This is a genomic window from Neisseria sp. (assembly GCF_030523955.1).
In the GTDB taxonomy this organism is placed as follows: Bacteria; Pseudomonadota; Gammaproteobacteria; order Burkholderiales; family Neisseriaceae; genus Neisseria.
In genome coordinates, this window is record NZ_JAUNHL010000026.1 from 1 (window position 1) to 15,504 (window position 15,504).

Genomic DNA, 15,504 nt, shown 5'->3' on the forward strand with positions numbered 1-15,504 from the left:
TGGGAGATTTTATGACTGCATTACTACGGAGCTCTTATTTTAATTGACTATAAAAACCAGCATCCAAAACAATGAACTCAAGCTTAGAAGCACCCCAGAATAAACTATTACCTCCATTCCCCTTTCAATCTTATTAATATAAGGGTTATCGTGATATTTAATATTAAAATATTTTATTTTAATAAATTTGAACAATTTAGAAAGAAACAAACTGGCGAGTGATGAGACATAAAATATATGTTTATTATAAAAAACAAAATCATTTAACCCATACCCATAACTCTCGAATTTTCCCATATAAAAAAACACCCCAAGCATAAAATATCCAATTGAAGAAACAGATAAAAGAATAATTGAGAAAAATAGCATACTAAAAATCCAACTCTACAAAGTATTTAGTCAAAGCTGTTCTGATTTAAAAAGTATTTTCAAAAGTATTGCAACTATTGAATACCCCGCCTATTGCCGAATATTCCGAATCCGTCCAGCAAGCGTAGATACTGTCTTCCCAGTCAAGCACAAGCCATTAAAAATTGACCGTTCGGGCTTGATAAACCGTTTGATGCTTCAGTACACCAAAACAAATATGAACCAAACGGCGCATTGCGGCACCAATGGCCTGCATTTTGCTCTTACCTCTTGCCAGCAGACGCTCGCAGCAGGCTCTAATGTCGGGATTGCAACCTTTTGCTACTACCGCCGGCATATACAGCAATGCCCGGAATTTACTGTTACCCTGTTTGCTCAGCCGTACCTTGCCTCTGTATTGGCCTGATGTACGCTCCTTCGGAACCAGCCCCAGAAAGGCGGCCATTTGCACAGCGCTTCGAAACGGGCGGCTGCGGTAGAGCAGAGCCATACGCGGCGCAACCGCATCACCCACACCGGGAATGGTTTTCAGCAGCTCGATATCGTGTTTTAAATCAGGATGGCGGTCGATGTGCTCATCAATATCCCGCTGCAGTTCGGCCATGCTGTCGCTGATGGCGGTTTGAATTTGGCGGATGGACAAAACCACTTCGTCTGGCGCACTGCCGATGCGGGCTTTTTCCAAGCGGTTTTCTTCACGCTGCCAATCAGTCTGCAACGCATCCATGCGGGCGATTTTGGCTTTAAGTTGCCGTAACGGCAGCGGCTCGGGCTGCCAGATCGGGAAGCTGACCGTGGCCCCGTAACGGGCCAATACTTGGCTGTCGCTTTTGTCGGTTTTGTGTACGGTGCCGAGGGATTTGGCAAACTCGGCGATGCGGGCGGGGTTAACGATGCTGACTTGAACGCCGTTATCGTGCAGGAAGTGTAGGAAATGGTCGGGTTGTTTACACAACAGGTTGAGAAAAATAAGCCTGTAAAATCTCAAAAGGGGTGTCGCCTTTCAGGCTCTTGTGGGGCTTGACGGTGTTATAAAAGTTAACAAAACGACATAACTCTTTTTGCCGGTGCGCCGAATCCTTAAACGGATGCTTGTCATGCCACATTTCCATTAAGGTACGGATAACCCGCTCGGCTTTACCATTGGTTTGCGGCCGGGCAACACGGGTGAATTTTTGGCTTATGTTGTTGTGCACACAGGCAATGCCAAACGGGTGCCCCGCATTGCCACGATATTCCACACCGTTGTCGGAATAGGCGCATTCGATGGTATAGGGACAACAATCTATCACATCGCGCAAAAGAAATTTGGCTGCGCTGGCTGCTGTACGGTCCGGCAATATTGCAGCATACAGCTCGCGGGAAAAATCATCAATGGCAACAAACAGATAATCCCGAGGGTCGGTTGCTTTTTGGTTTTGTAGCAAAGGCAGCCGTTTGGTATCGAAATGAACCATTTCGCCGGGATAGGATTTGTTGTAACGCTTTGCCTGTTTTTTGAGTTTCTCTTCGATTTCCCGCTCAACTTTAGCCAGGCGCTTCATGCCGTATTTGGCTTGTTTAAAGCGGTTGTTGGTGCTTTTTTGCGGGGTGAGCAGCCGCAACCGGGCTGCTTTGAGTATGCGGTAAATCGTTACTCTGCTGACACGGTATTGTTGTGCCAACGAAGTTACACTGATTTTGTCTTGTGTATAAGCGCGCCAAATGGCTTGGCGGTTATGCGGAGTTAGCCGGGTATTTTTATGGATGTTCATGCAGTATTGTCTTTCAAATACTGTAAACAACGCTAGCTTTTCCTACAGCACACTTTATCCGCTAATGAGGTGTTGCTGCTTGCACGCCTAGTATTGACGCTGCCAAAGCTCGAGAGCTATTGTTAGTCGCAGACGCGATACTTAATGCTGCTGCTGCTGCAGCAGGACCATCCTGATCACGGAGAGCTTTTTCTAAAGAAATACCATTTACAATCCAATCAACTTTATTTTGATTACTCATAACCCCTCCAAGAATAATTAGGACAAACAGAAAATATAAAAAAAACAAAAAATTACAACAATTTACCGAAAATTATTAAAACATCACCGCCATTTTATCAAGAAATTTTCTACACAAACCCGATAAAAATCATACACATTAAGATATAAACACAAATGCCTTCTATTCGGTAACATACAACTGCAAGCTTTGCCTTAACATTACCTTTTTTACTTTCTTCCTTGACCATATTCCAAATTTCACTCCTAGAAGTTAAGTCATCAGAAGCTAAATCTTCTATCAAATCCTTAGAAAGTTTCTTGTATTTTCTACTCACTAGAAAAAATACACAGAAAATAAACCAAAAGGCATAGTTACTCCTCAAAATAAGAACAGCAGCCTGTAAGATATCCAAATCACACCTCTTCAAAAAAACCAATATAAAATCAAAATTAAGTAAACATAACTACACACAAACAAGTGTAGGCTGGGTTAGAAACCCAACCTTATTATTTTCTCTTCGACCCAACCTACCACTGCTGCGCCTTTATCCCGTTCAATAAAATATAAAATGCCTGTCTGAAAACCTTGCTGCCTCTGTCGCCTTCAGGCAACCAACAGGGTTTTCAGACAGGCATTCTTTGTATTATCTTTGCCGTTGCCCAAATGTTTATCAACGTTTTGATGTTCCAAATCTAAAGATTGGATATTTAATTGCGCCAAAGTAAACCATTCATTGCTTTGGCTGATACCGTCTTGATTCAGATCGCGCCAAATGCGCAAATCGGCAAACTGCGCATCTTTGCTATCAATTACCTTATCGTCGTTGCTGTCGTAATCCGCCAGCGCCGCATAGCCGGTGGTCGCCGTACTGCCGTCTTTCAATACTTGGTTGTCGCCAAACAATTCGCCGCCGTTATTGATTAAACCGTCGCCGTTTTTATCGATTACCAGCAAACCGTCATCCGCCGCCACCCAGCCGGTGGCGGTGCGGATACCGTCCTTATTATGGTCAAACATCGCGCCTTTATAACCGTTGGTTTGAACGGTTTCGATGCCGTCACCGTCCAGATCGAGCACCAACGGATCTTTGTCGATATGGAATTTACCGTCGCGGTTAGCTTCTTGCCACTCTCTCCAATCATCCGGTGTACACCAAGGGTCTTCAATGTCCTCATATAACTTTCGTATCGACTCTCCCAAATCAAAAGCAAACGGTAAAAATTTCTCTTCGAGCCATTTGCGCACATCCTGAAACTTCTGATCAATATTTTCATCTAAGGCTTGAGCTTTTTCTTCCCATACAGCTGGATCTGCAATATCCCGAAGTAAACCAGATAACTCTAAAATCTTGGGGAGAACCGCTGCTCCCACATCGTTAAGTCCTTGCGTGAATGCTTGATCATTATCTTGCGCCCACTTCCCGAAATCATTCATTGCATCATTAAATGTCGATGCCGCATTATCTTGTAATATATCGCCTATTTTTCCAGCCGTTTCCTTACTACCATCAAAATCGGTAATTTTCGGTAACCCGGTTTTATTTTGAGGATCCCATACAGCTAAATCCACTTTGGTCTTACTCATGGTAAAAGCAGCTGCAGCATATCCTGCTGAAGCTTTATTAACAGCTCCCCCTACAACTTCCGCTGCCACCCCAATAGCTTTAGTTTGTGCATTTTTTGATGTTGCCTGAATACCATCTCCTGCATACGATGCTGCAGTACCCATAAAACTCCCGACAGCAGCTTGTGCAGCCATAACATCAGATAACGTAACCCCTTTATTATTTACTACCTTATCAGCTAACACTGTAACAGAAGCTTTAACTGCGCCTAATGATAACCCCAATGCTACAGAACGAGGAACACCAGCGGCATTAATCACGCCCACTGTTGCGGCTACCATACCTGCATCATCACCATTTTTTACTGCGTCATTAAGCTGCACACCATTTATTGCCAAATCATAATAATTTGTTTGCATAAGATATTCCAAAAATTCAATTAGTAAAAAACCAAGATCAGGCAATCCTCAAACATAAAGTCCCTAGTAGAACAATCAATGAAAGAAGCTCTAACTTACCCGCCACCCATGCCACAGAAGCCTTTATATTCCTTTTCTTTCGCTCTTCTTTAACCATTTCCCAAACCTCATCTTTGCTTTTAAAATTTATTTCATACTCCAATTCCTCCTTTAGCTTGCCAACCATTTTCCTATAAGCAATATTAGAAATTAAAAACAAAACCATAACAAAATAAAAAAAATATTTTGTTCTTAAAAAATCAATTATATTTTCCATAGTACCAATAAATTTATTAAAATTATCAATTTCAAAAATTAGCAAGCATAGATTTAACACAATTCCAACATGATTATTTTCTCAGCTTTTTGTTGGATCTTCGAGAACCAGCCTACCGCTGCTAACAAAGATGTGGAACAGCCACGAGCAATATACCAATCATTAAAATTTCAATCAAATATTTTTAAGAAAATAATGAATTTGGTTATTTATTGTATGAAAATGTTATAAACTAATTTTTCTAGCAATAATGCCTGTCTGAAAACAGAATTCAGACAGGCATTATTAATAAAAATTAACTTTAAATAGCATTCTCAAAATTTTGCATCCCTTGAATAAGGTCCGGTCATTTCCTGAATATGCCGAACCCTTCCACGGTTCCGCTTAAAGCTGCAAAGACTGCAAAAATAAATTTCCGCTATAGCGGCCATTTATTTCTAAGGTTTTTTGCGCCGGCCTCGGGTTAAATCCCAATCTTGGTCGGTAATATTGTAAATCTGCATGATCTCGCTCAGTATCGCTTCGAAATCAATCTGCAAATCCTTTAGCAGGCCGGTGCGGACGTCAAATACCCAGCCGTGTACCACCGGCAAGCCTTCTTCGGCGTAGCGTTGCTGCACGCTGGCCATTTTGATGACGTTGATGGCTTGTTCTTGTACGTTTAATTCAACCAAGCGGTCGAAACGCTCGGCATTGTCTTCGATGGCATCCAATTCTTCCCGGTGCAGACGGTAAACATCGCGGATATTGCGCAGCCAGGGGTTTAATAAGCCGTAGTCTTTTTGTTCCAGCGCCGCTGCGATGCCGCCGCAATGGTAGTGGCCGCATACGATGATGTGTTTGACTTTGAGGTTTTTTACCGCGTATTGAATCACGGAGGAGGCGTTCATATCGATGGCGTTCACTACGTTGGCGACATTGCGGTGTACGAACACTTCGCCCGGGCTCAAACCCATCATTTCTTCGGCGCTCACCCGGCTGTCGGAGCAGCCGATGTAGAGATAATCGGGGTTTTGTACATGGGCCATCCGGTCGAAAAAATGCGGGTCTTGCTGCATGCGCGCTTCTACCCATTTGCGGTTGTTTTCAAAAATCTGTTTGTATGATTTGTTGCTCATGAGCGGTTAACTCCTGTCTGAAATATCTCTGATACCTGTTTGCGGGCATATTGTTATGATAATAGAAAATCTATAGCATATTCAATTACTTCTGAGCAAACACAGCACTCTAGTACAGTACGAAACCGATTCTGTTGCCGCTTTGGCGGCTGGCAAAATCCTGCTTTTCGAGCTTTGGCGCAGTAGAGCCTTTGCGAAAGTTAGGTTAATCCGCTATAGCGCACATACTGTTGCTTAAGCGGATTGCTTGTTTTGACAAAATGCTGAGGGCATTGCAAAAGATTTTAATCCTGAATTTATGGATATCTCGTCATACTCGGGCTTGAGCCGAGTATCTGTTTTTTCTTTCAAAACCCAAAGATGTTCGGTTCAAGCCGGGCATGACGCAAGCATTTAAAATATCGAAAAGAATTTTCCAAAGTTCTATGCCTGTCTGAAAGCTTTTTCAGACAGGCATTGCTGCGCTTAGCGGTTAATCGCCATATTATCGCGGTGGATTAGTTCTTCTTCGTGGATATAGCCTAGTTTCGCTGCAATGGCGCTGGAGGGTGTTTTTAAAATTCTGGCGACTTCTTCGCTGCCGTAATTTACCAAGCCGCGGGCAATCTCCCGCCCTTCCGGGTTGCGCACCGAAACGAGCTCGCCGCGGTAGAAATGGCCGTCTACCCGAATACAGCCGACCGGCAGCAGGCTTTTGTGTTGGCCGGTTAAGGCTTCGGCCGCGCCGGCATCAACCACTAGCACGCCCGCTACTTGTATATGGCCGTATAGCCATTGTTTGCGCGCGGCCACGCGGCTGTGTTCGCTGGTGAACAGGGTACCGAGTTTTTCGCCCGATAAGAGGCGGACCAGTGCATCCGGTTCGCGGCCGGATACGACTACGGTAGCCGCACCGCTCAAAGCGGCACGTTTGGCAGCCAAAACTTTGGTGTACATCCCGCCGGTACCCACATTGCTGCCGGCGCCGCCTGCCATTTGCTCCAGCCTGGAATCGGCGGCGGAAATCCGTTCGATAAAACGGGCATCGGGATTTTTTCGCGGATCGCTGTCGTACAAGCCGCGCTGGTCGGTAAGAATGATCAATGCATCGGCATCCACCAAGTTGGTTACCAGTGCGCCCAAGGTATCGTTATCGCCGAGCTTGATTTCATCGGTGGTGACCGTGTCGTTTTCGTTAATGATGGGAACAATGCCTTTTTCCAATAGGGTCAGCAGCGTGCTGCGTGCGTTCAGATAGCGGGTGCGGTTGCTTAAATCTTCATGGGTCAGCAGGATTTGCGCGGTATTGACTTGATGCGGGCGAAACGCGGTTTCATAAGCCTGCGCGATTCCCATCTGCCCCACTGCCGCCGCCGCCTGCAATTCGTTCAAGGCCTTCGGCCGCTTCGGCCACCCCAAGCGCTTGATGCCCTCGGCAATCGCGCCGCTGGAAACGAATACTACGTCTACGCCTTTGCGCTTCAGTGCGACAATTTGCGCCGCCCATTCGTCCAGCGCCGCCTGATCTATCCCCTTGCCTTCCGCCGTTACCAAGCTGGAGCCGACTTTCACCACCACCAGCCGGGCTTGCGCCAAATTTTCGACTTGCATGATCTTTCCGCTTTCTTCTTTCTTTAAGCTATTTGAGTTGCGTATTTATTGCTGATGGCGGCTATGCCAAAAATAGCGCCAAACAAACCCGGGAAATGCAAATACCAGAAACAGGCAAAGATTAACTGCATAAAATTCCCAACCTTGTTCGTGTACCGAACCAGCGCGGCTTTCCAACAGGTAGGCCAGCGCCGCCGTCAATACGAAACCTGCCAGCAATTCCAGCAAGTGATGGCCGAACCGCTTCTGCTTTAAGGGCAATACGCCGAACCAGCGCGGGGTTAAAAAAGGAATGTTGGCCAGAACCACGGCCAATAACAATAAAATATACATTGAAGCTGTCATGTTTATCCATTCTTCCAAAGCCTTACTAACCGATATTCGATATAACGAACACTCTATGGTTGTTTTAAGACTTCTTGCGTTTTTCAGACAGGCATGTGCCGCCTAAACCCGATTATTCGGTGCAACCCTTGCTTTATAAATCATGCGGTATATTGTCGCTATATATTAATAAAACGGCAACACCAAGGGTTGCCCCAAGGGTTGCCGTTTTGCTTTTCAGACAGGCATCAGAAAACGTTTTGCAGCGCCTGTACACACCAATCAAGTACGGTTTTCGGCATGATGCCCCATACCAGCAACAAAAGCGCATTGATTGATAACAGGGTTTTGGCCGCAGCACAGCCGCCAATAGGGGCTTCGTTTTGCGCCGGATCGAAATACATCACTTTGACCACACGCAGATAGTAGAAAGCACCAATCAGCGACATGATCACGGCGAATACGGCCAAAGCAATATAACCGCTGCCCAACAAGGCCTGAATCACATACAGTTTGGCAAAGAAGCCCATCAGCGGCGGAATACCGGCCATAGAGAACATGGTCAGCAGCATCAGGAAAGCATACCAAGCATTACGCTGGTTCAAACCGGCCAAATCGCTGATTTCCTCGCATTCGTGCTGTTCGTTCGACAACAACATCAGCACGCCGAAACCCACCAAACCCATTACGACATAAGCCAATGCATAGTAAAGCGCCGCGCTGAACCCGAAAACACCCGACATAAAGGCCAGCAAGATAAAGCCCATATGCGAAATGGTAGAGTATGCCAACATCCGCTTGATATTGGTCTGCATAATCGCCGCCAAGTTACCCAGCAGAAGCGAAGCCACCGCCAAAATTGCGAACATCTGCATCCAGCCGCTTTGGCCTTCGGCTCCCGCCTGGCTGCCCAAAGCCATACCCAAGATACGGAAGGAAAACACCACCGCCGCGATTTTCGGAATGGTACCCACCAAAGTAGCGGTAGAAGTCGGCGCACCTTCGTAAACGTCAGGCACCCACATGTGGAACGGTACGGCGCCAAATTTAAAGGCAATCGCCACCACGATAAACACCACACCCAGCTTCAGCAGCCAAGGATTGGCATTACCGCTAAAGGCGTTACCGGCAACCACGGCAAAATCCAGCGAACCGGTCGCACCGTATACCATGGAAATACCGTACAGTAACAAGCCGGAAGCCAATGCGCCCAATACGAAATACTTCAAAGCCGCCTCGGCTGCCCGTGCGGATTCACGGCGCAGCGCGATCATAGCGTATAGAGACAAAGACAACAGTTCCAAACCGACATAAGCCACCAAAAAGTGACCGGCACTGGCCATCACGCTCATGCCCAACAGGGCAAACAGCGACAGCGTGTAATACTCGCCTTTGAAAATATTGCGGGCTTGGTTGTAGGGCTTGCTATACACAAACAGGGTAAACAAACCTGCATACATCACCATTTTCGATAATTGCGATACACCGTCGGCAATATACATATTACCGAAAGTGGTAATGTTATCCGTCTGCCAAACCGACCATTGCGCAGCCGCAGTGGCCACCAAAGCCAGCAGGCTTAAGTAATGGGTGATATGGCGTTGGCTGTCTTTCAGCCACAAATCAACCAGTAATACGATACCTAATGCCGAAAGCAAAACAATTTCAGGCATGGCAGGGATTAAATTCAAATCTGTCCAGTTCATTCACACACCTCAAATTTTGCTTTGTGCCACTTGGCTGATCAAATCATTGGCAGCCTGATGGATGACGTCGATAAAAGGAGCCGGGTACAAACCCATACCCAATACGGCTATCGCCAAAATCGCCAGAATGGCAAATTCGCGGCAGTTGATGTCTTTAAGCTCTTTCACTTCGGGATTGGTAATCTCGCCGAAGATAGTACGTTTGTACATCCACAGAGTGTATGCCGCACCGTAAATCAAGGTCAGGGCTGCCAGTGCACCTACCCAGAAATTCACATGAACCGCGCCCATGATCACCATAAACTCACCGACGAAACCGGAAGTGGCCGGCAAACCGGCGTTGGCCATTGCAAACAGCATCATAAAAGCGGCAAATTTCGGCATCACGTTCACTACGCCGCCATAATCGGCAATATTACGAGTATGCAGGCGGTCGTACATCACACCGATGCACATGAACATCGCGGCTGAAACGAAACCGTGGGAAATCATCTGGATAATGGCACCTTTCAACGCCCACGGGTTCAATTCGGTACCGGTTGCTCCGGCAAACAGGAACAAACCCAAAGTGACGAAACCCATGTGGCTGATGGAAGAATAAGCCACCAGTTTTTTCATATCGGTTTGCACCAAGGCCACCATACCGATATAAATCACCGCAATCAGGCTCAACACCACAATCGCCGGCGCAAAATAGCGCGAAGCGTCAGGCAGGATCGGCAGGATGAAGCGCAGGAAACCGTAAGCACCTACTTTCAGCGTAATCGCCGCCAGTACCATAGAACCGCCGGTAGGCGCTTCAACGTGCGCATCGGGTAACCAAGTATGCACCGGCCACATCGGTACTTTTACCGCAAAAGACAGGAAGAAAGCGATAAACAGCAATTGCTGGATACCCAACGGAATCTGTTTCAGATTCTGGAAGTCTACGATAGAGAAGCTGCCGCCCGATTGGTAAGACAGGTAAACCAGCGCCACCAGCATCAACAACGAACCGAGCAGCGTATAAAGAAACAGTTTTACCGAAGCATAAACACGGCGCGGGCCGCCCCACATACCGATAATCAGGTAGAGCGGAATCAGCATGCCTTCGAAGAATACATAAAACAGAATCGCATCCTGCGCGGCAAACGCACCGTTAATCAGGCCAGACATAATCAAGAAGGCCGCCATATATTGCGCAGGGCGTTTCTGAATGACTTCCCAACCCGCCAGCACCACCATCAGCGTGATAAAGGCGTTAAGGATGATGAATAACACGGAAATGCCGTCCACACCCAAAGCATAGTTGATGTTCAATACGGGAATCCAACTATAAAACTCGGTAAATTGGTAACCGCCGCTCAGGCGGTCGAATCTCGTAAACAGCGGAAGGGTCACCAAGAAGCCGGCCAGCGAGCCTATCAACGCAAGGATACGCGCCAAGCCTGCACGCTGATCCGAGCCTGTCGCCAAGACCAGCACACCGGCAATTATCGGCACCCATATTGCCAAGCTGAGTAAGTTATCAAACATATTCATAACCTGTCATTTTAAAATTGAATTCCTACCATTACTTCACAAACAGACCCCAGAAAAAGGTCACGATCAGAGCCAGCACACCGAATACCATAAAGGCGGCATAGGTGTAGATGAAGCCTGTCTGAAACTTACGGATTTGTGCGGCAATCGCACCCACCAGTTTGGCGGAACCGTTAACGATACCGTTATCAATTACGGCAGTATCGCCTACTTTCCAGAAGAAGTTACCCAGTGCGCGGCTGCCTTTGGCAAATACGTTGAAGTAAATCACATCCAGATAATATTTATTATCAAGCAAGGTATAAACCGGTTTGAAGGCTGCGGCGATTTTGGCCGGCAAATGAGGCGCTTTTACATACAACACCCAAGCAGTGACCACGCCGGCAATCGCCAAATACAATACAGGAGTAAACAGGCTATGTGAAACCATGGCCAGCGGGCCGTGGAATTCTTCTTTCATGTGAGTCATCACCGGATGGGCTTCGTGATTCACATAAATCACATCTTTGAAGAAATCGCCGTACAACAAGGGTTCAATCGTCATATAACCAATGATTACAGAAGGAATAGCCAACAAAATCAGCGGTAAAGTAACAACCCAAGGGCTTTCGTGCGGATTGTCATTTTTGCCCAAACCGTGGTGATGTCCATCGTCATGATGATCATCGTGATGTTCGGGCAATTCACGCCATTTTTCTTTGCCGTGGAATACCATAAAGTATTGGCGGAAGGCATAGAAAGCGGTAACAAACACGCTGGCAAGTACGGCGAAATAGGCGAAACCGCTGCCGGGCAAATCGCTGAAATGCACGGCTTCGATAATGGAATCTTTGGAATAGAAACCGGAGAAGAATGGCGTGCCGATCAGTGCCAAGTTGCCAAGCAGCATGGTCAGCCAAGTAATCGGCATGTATTTTTTCAGGTTGCCCATATGGCGCATATCCTGATCGTGGTGCATACCGATAATGGCGCTGCCCGCAGCCAAGAACAGCAGGGCCTTGAAGAAGGCGTGGGTCATCACATGGAACATCGCAATCGAATAGGCCGACACGCCCAAAGCCACGGTCATGTAGCCCAATTGCGACAGGGTTGAATAAGCCACCACGCGTTTGATGTCGTTTTGAATGGTGCCCAAAAAGCCCATAAACAGTGCGGTAATCGCGCCCACCACCATAATCACGCTCAAGGCGGTGGTGGAAAGCTCGTAAATCGGCGACATGCGCGACACCATAAACAAGCCGGCGGTTACCATGGTGGCCGCGTGAATCAAAGCCGAAATCGGCGTCGGGCCTTCCATAGAGTCGGGCAGCCAAACGTGGAGCGGAAACTGTGCCGATTTACCCATCGCGCCCACAAACAACAACAGGCAGGTAACGGTAATCAGGCTCCATTCCACACCGGGGAACAGGCTGATGGTGGCGTTTTGTACGTTTGGCAGATAAGCGAACACATCTGCATAGCGCAGGCTGCCGCCGAAATAGGCCAAAATCAAACCGATTCCCAAAATAAAACCGAAATCGCCCACACGGTTCACCAAAAAGGCTTTTAAGTTGGCGAAAATCGCACTTTCGCGTTTGAAATAGAAACCGATAAGCAGGTAAGACACCAAACCCACCGCTTCCCAACCGAAGAAGAGCTGGACGAAGTTATTGCTCATCACCAGCATCAGCATGGAGAAGGTAAACAGCGAGATATAGCTGAAGAAGCGTTGGTAGCCCACTTTTTCATCGTGCATATAGCCGATGGTGTAGATATGCACCATCAGCGACACAAACGTTACCACCACCATCATCATGGCGGTTAGGCTGTCAACCAGAAAGCCGACCGAGAAATCCAAGCCGCCCATGGTAAGCCAGGTATAAACGTTTTCGTCGAACTTGGCGCGCGAGCCGTCGATAAAGCCCCACAGCACATAGGCCGACAACACGGTGGAAATCGCCACGCCGAGGATGGTAACGGTATGCGCACCCGCCCGACCAATTTGATTGCCGAACAAACCGGCCAGCAGTGAACCTGCCAGCGGGATCAGCGCAATCGCCAGATATAAACTCATATCACTCATGATTTCTCCGCTTAACCTTTCAGTTTGTTCAAATCAGCAACGTTAATCGTATTGCGGTTACGGAATACCAGCACCATAATCGCCAAGCCGATGGCCGACTCTGCCGCGGCAACGGTTAATACGAAAAATACGAAAATCTGCCCGGCCGTATCACCCAAATATTGAGAGAAGGCAATAAAGTTGAAATTCACCGCCAACAGCATCAATTCAATCGACATCAACAGAACCAACACGTTTTTGCGATTCATGAAAATACCCATCGCGCTGATGCCGAACAGCAAAGCGGCAAGCACCAGATAATGCGTAATCGTAATCATGCTTTGCCCTCCCCTTTCTCGGATTCGGTTTCAACGGCTTCTACCGCCTCAACGGGTTTTTGCACCACGGCTTCCATTTTCACCATACGCATACGGCCTTGTTTGGCATCCACTTTAACTTGGTCACCGGGATTAATGAACTTCGGATTAAGGGTTTTGCGGTGAACCAGAGCAATCGCCGCAACCATACCCAATACCAGCAGCACGCCTGCTAATTCAAAAGGCAGCAGATAAACGGTATAGAGCTGTCTGCCCAAATCGCGCACGTTGCTATAATCGGCAGGAATATCTTTCATGGCACCATATGCAGCCAGATTAGTATCGGGCGCCACCAAAATCAAAATCAATGCTACCGCCATCAATACACCGACGGTAAACGCCACCGGCGCATTACGCCAGAAACCGGCACGCATTTCTTCAACATCGATGTTGAGCATCATCACCACAAACAGGAACAACACCATCACTGCACCGACATACACTACCACCAAGGTAATACCAAGGAATTCAGCCTGCATCAGCATCCACATCATGGCACTCATACAGAAAGTCAGCACCAGATATAAAGCCGCATGCACCGGGTTTTTAGCGGTAACGGTTTTGACAGCACCAAAGAGAATCAATGCCGCCAAGATATAGAACAGAATTAAAGAAAAAGTCATGTTTCTGCTCCTTTAGCGGTAAGGCGCATCTGCGGCTTTACGTTTGGCGATCTCAGCTTCGTATTTATCGCCGATAGCCAACAGCATCGGTTTTGTATAGTGCAGATCACCGCGTTTTTCACCGTGATATTCCAAAATATGTGTTTCCACGATCGCATCGGTGGGGCAAGCTTCTTCACAGAAGCCGCAGAAAATGCACTTGGTTAAGTCGATATCGTAGCGGGTGGTGCGGCGGGTACCGTCTTCGCGCTGCTCCGATTCGATATTGATAGCCATCGCCGGGCAAACCGCTTCGCACAGTTTGCAGGCGATGCAGCGCTCTTCTCCGTTGGGATAGCGCCGCTGCGCGTGCAGGCCACGGAAACGCACCGACTGCGGCGTTTTCTCTTCGGGGAACATTATTGTTTCTTTGCGGGCGAAAAAGTTTTTAAGCGTGACGCCCATGCCTTTTACCAACTCACCCAACAGGAAGGTTTTTACTATATTAGCCATAATTCACTCTCTCCCTTATTTCCACAAAGACAAGGGCGAAATCATCCACAAGCCATAAAATACGATAGCCACAAAAGTGATCGGAATCAGCACCTTCCAGCCCAAACGCATAATTTGGTCATAACGGTAGCGCGGGAAAGTGGCCCGTATCCACAGATAGCCATAGAGAATAAAAGCCATTTTGGCGAACATCCAGAAGGCAGAAGGAGTGCCGAGTATGCCCCAACTTTGCGGGAACGGTGAGAGCCAGCCGCCTAGGAACATAATTGCGGTCAGCGCGCCGATCAGAATCATAAAGATGTATTCGGCGAGGAAGAACAATGCAAAAGCGAAGCCTGAGTATTCCACGTGGAAACCGGCCACGATTTCCGATTCGCCCTCGGCCACGTCGAACGGGGCGCGGTTGGTTTCGGCCACGGCAGAAATCAAGTAAACGATAAACACCGGGAACAAGGCAAACCAGTTCCAAGAGAAAATAGAACCGCCCGCAATACCTTTAGCTTGCGCCGCCACGATTTCGTTGAAATTCATACTGCCGGAAACCATCACCACACACACCAAGGCAGCACCCATGGCAATTTCATAGGAAATGGTTTGAGCAGAAGAGCGCATTGCACCCAAAAACGAATATTTCGAGTTGGAAGCCCAACCGGCGATAATGACACCGTATACCGATAAAGAAGTAATCATCAGAATATACAGCAGACCGGCATCGACATTGGTTAATACCCATTCCTCATTAAATGGAATGACTGCCCATGCGGCAAACGCCGGCGCCAGCGAGAGCATCGGCCCGATGTAGAAAAGGGCTTTATTCGATACGCTCGGGCGGGTAACCTCTTTAAACAACAGTTTTAATACGTCGGCAAACGGCTGAATCAGACCGAACGGACCGGTTACGTTGGGGCCGACGCGCAGCTGCATATAGCCGATCACCTTACGCTCGAAGTAGGTTAGATAAGCTACCGTTAAAATCAACGGGACCAAGATAATCACGATTTTCAGCACAATCGAAACGATCAAGCCGATTTCATTACCCAACAGGGCTTGGAACCACTCTTGCATGA

15 protein-coding genes are annotated in these 15,504 nt (G+C 47.4%); all 15 read right to left on the reverse strand.

What is annotated here, in order from left to right; translation table 11 throughout:
* Positions 1–526: 526 nt before the first annotated feature.
* The gene (locus tag Q4C79_RS06990; protein WP_303090306.1) at positions 527–1,324 is read right to left on the reverse strand and encodes a transposase; all 798 of its coding nucleotides are present in this window, start codon (positions 1,322–1,324) and stop codon (positions 527–529) included.
* The gene (locus Q4C79_RS06995) at positions 1,317–2,123 is read right to left on the reverse strand and encodes an integrase core domain-containing protein (RefSeq protein ID WP_303090307.1); all 807 of its coding nucleotides are present in this window, start codon (positions 2,121–2,123) and stop codon (positions 1,317–1,319) included. Before Q4C79_RS06995 ends, Q4C79_RS06990 begins: the two co-directional genes overlap by 8 nt.
* A gap of 61 nt (positions 2,124–2,184) precedes the next feature.
* On the reverse strand, positions 2,185–2,364 hold the full coding sequence (locus Q4C79_RS07000) for a hypothetical protein (protein ID WP_303090308.1): 180 nt from the start codon (positions 2,362–2,364) through the stop codon (positions 2,185–2,187).
* A 585-nt stretch (positions 2,365–2,949) separates the two neighbouring features.
* Positions 2,950–4,329: a hypothetical protein gene (locus tag Q4C79_RS07005; RefSeq protein WP_303090309.1), complete on the reverse strand. Its 1,380-nt coding sequence runs from the start codon at positions 4,327–4,329 to the stop codon at positions 2,950–2,952.
* 37 nt (positions 4,330–4,366) lie between these two features.
* Positions 4,367–4,705 (reverse strand): hypothetical protein, encoded by a 339-nt coding sequence (locus tag Q4C79_RS07010; RefSeq protein ID WP_303090310.1) that lies wholly within the window; start codon positions 4,703–4,705, stop codon positions 4,367–4,369.
* A 377-nt stretch (positions 4,706–5,082) separates the two neighbouring features.
* Positions 5,083–5,763: a carbonic anhydrase gene (locus Q4C79_RS07015; protein WP_303090311.1), complete on the reverse strand. Its 681-nt coding sequence runs from the start codon at positions 5,761–5,763 to the stop codon at positions 5,083–5,085.
* Between the two features lie 465 nt (positions 5,764–6,228).
* Positions 6,229–7,353, reverse strand: coding sequence for a glutamate 5-kinase (proB, locus tag Q4C79_RS07020; RefSeq protein ID WP_303090312.1), 1,125 nt, complete (start codon positions 7,351–7,353; stop codon positions 6,229–6,231).
* Positions 7,354–7,398: 45 nt separating this feature from the next.
* Entirely contained in the window at positions 7,399–7,698 is a 300-nt protein-coding gene (locus Q4C79_RS07025) for a DUF2818 family protein (RefSeq protein WP_303090313.1), read from the reverse strand.
* A 227-nt stretch (positions 7,699–7,925) separates the two neighbouring features.
* A complete protein-coding gene (nuoN, locus tag Q4C79_RS07030) occupies positions 7,926–9,383 on the reverse strand; it encodes an NADH-quinone oxidoreductase subunit NuoN (RefSeq protein WP_303090314.1) in 1,458 nt (485 codons plus the stop codon).
* 9 nt (positions 9,384–9,392) lie between these two features.
* Positions 9,393–10,898, reverse strand: a complete 1,506-nt coding sequence (locus tag Q4C79_RS07035; protein ID WP_303090315.1) for an NADH-quinone oxidoreductase subunit M — start codon at positions 10,896–10,898, stop codon at positions 9,393–9,395.
* Between the two features lie 37 nt (positions 10,899–10,935).
* A complete protein-coding gene (gene nuoL / locus Q4C79_RS07040) occupies positions 10,936–12,966 on the reverse strand; it encodes an NADH-quinone oxidoreductase subunit L (protein WP_303090316.1) in 2,031 nt (676 codons plus the stop codon).
* A gap of 11 nt (positions 12,967–12,977) precedes the next feature.
* Complete coding sequence (gene nuoK, locus Q4C79_RS07045; RefSeq protein ID WP_303090317.1) at positions 12,978–13,283, reverse strand: NADH-quinone oxidoreductase subunit NuoK; 306 nt, start codon at positions 13,281–13,283, stop codon at positions 12,978–12,980.
* Positions 13,280–13,945, reverse strand: coding sequence for an NADH-quinone oxidoreductase subunit J (locus tag Q4C79_RS07050; protein WP_303090318.1), 666 nt, complete (start codon positions 13,943–13,945; stop codon positions 13,280–13,282). The genes nuoK and Q4C79_RS07050 overlap by 4 nt, the downstream gene beginning before the upstream one ends.
* 12 nt (positions 13,946–13,957) lie before the next feature.
* Positions 13,958–14,437, reverse strand: coding sequence for an NADH-quinone oxidoreductase subunit NuoI (gene nuoI, locus Q4C79_RS07055; RefSeq protein WP_303090319.1), 480 nt, complete (start codon positions 14,435–14,437; stop codon positions 13,958–13,960).
* Positions 14,438–14,452: 15 nt separating this feature from the next.
* Positions 14,453–15,502: an NADH-quinone oxidoreductase subunit NuoH gene (gene nuoH / locus Q4C79_RS07060; RefSeq protein WP_303090320.1), complete on the reverse strand. Its 1,050-nt coding sequence runs from the start codon at positions 15,500–15,502 to the stop codon at positions 14,453–14,455.
* Between the last annotated feature and the right edge of the window lie 2 nt (positions 15,503–15,504).

Excerpts from the sequence above, each read along its gene's own strand:
- nuoN (WP_303090314.1), bottom strand. The coding sequence starts at position 9,383 with ATGAACTGGACAGATTTGAATTTAATCCCTGCCATGCCTGAAATTGTT.
- Q4C79_RS07050 (WP_303090318.1), bottom strand. The coding sequence starts at position 13,945 with ATGACTTTTTCTTTAATTCTGTTCTATATCTTGGCGGCATTGATTCTC.
- Q4C79_RS07000 (WP_303090308.1), bottom strand. The coding sequence starts at position 2,364 with ATGAGTAATCAAAATAAAGTTGATTGGATTGTAAATGGTATTTCTTTA.
- Q4C79_RS06995 (WP_303090307.1), bottom strand. The coding sequence starts at position 2,123 with ATGAACATCCATAAAAATACCCGGCTAACTCCGCATAACCGCCAAGCC.
- nuoH (WP_303090320.1), bottom strand. The coding sequence starts at position 15,502 with ATGCAAGAGTGGTTCCAAGCCCTGTTGGGTAATGAAATCGGCTTGATC.
- Q4C79_RS07005 (WP_303090309.1), bottom strand. The coding sequence starts at position 4,329 with ATGCAAACAAATTATTATGATTTGGCAATAAATGGTGTGCAGCTTAAT.
- proB (WP_303090312.1), bottom strand. The coding sequence starts at position 7,353 with ATGCAAGTCGAAAATTTGGCGCAAGCCCGGCTGGTGGTGGTGAAAGTC.
- Q4C79_RS07025 (WP_303090313.1), bottom strand. The coding sequence starts at position 7,698 with ATGACAGCTTCAATGTATATTTTATTGTTATTGGCCGTGGTTCTGGCC.
- Q4C79_RS07015 (WP_303090311.1), bottom strand. The coding sequence starts at position 5,763 with ATGAGCAACAAATCATACAAACAGATTTTTGAAAACAACCGCAAATGG.
- nuoI (WP_303090319.1), bottom strand. The coding sequence starts at position 14,437 with ATGGCTAATATAGTAAAAACCTTCCTGTTGGGTGAGTTGGTAAAAGGC.
- nuoL (WP_303090316.1), bottom strand. The coding sequence starts at position 12,966 with ATGAGTGATATGAGTTTATATCTGGCGATTGCGCTGATCCCGCTGGCA.
- Q4C79_RS07035 (WP_303090315.1), bottom strand. The coding sequence starts at position 10,898 with ATGTTTGATAACTTACTCAGCTTGGCAATATGGGTGCCGATAATTGCC.
- nuoK (WP_303090317.1), bottom strand. The coding sequence starts at position 13,283 with ATGATTACGATTACGCATTATCTGGTGCTTGCCGCTTTGCTGTTCGGC.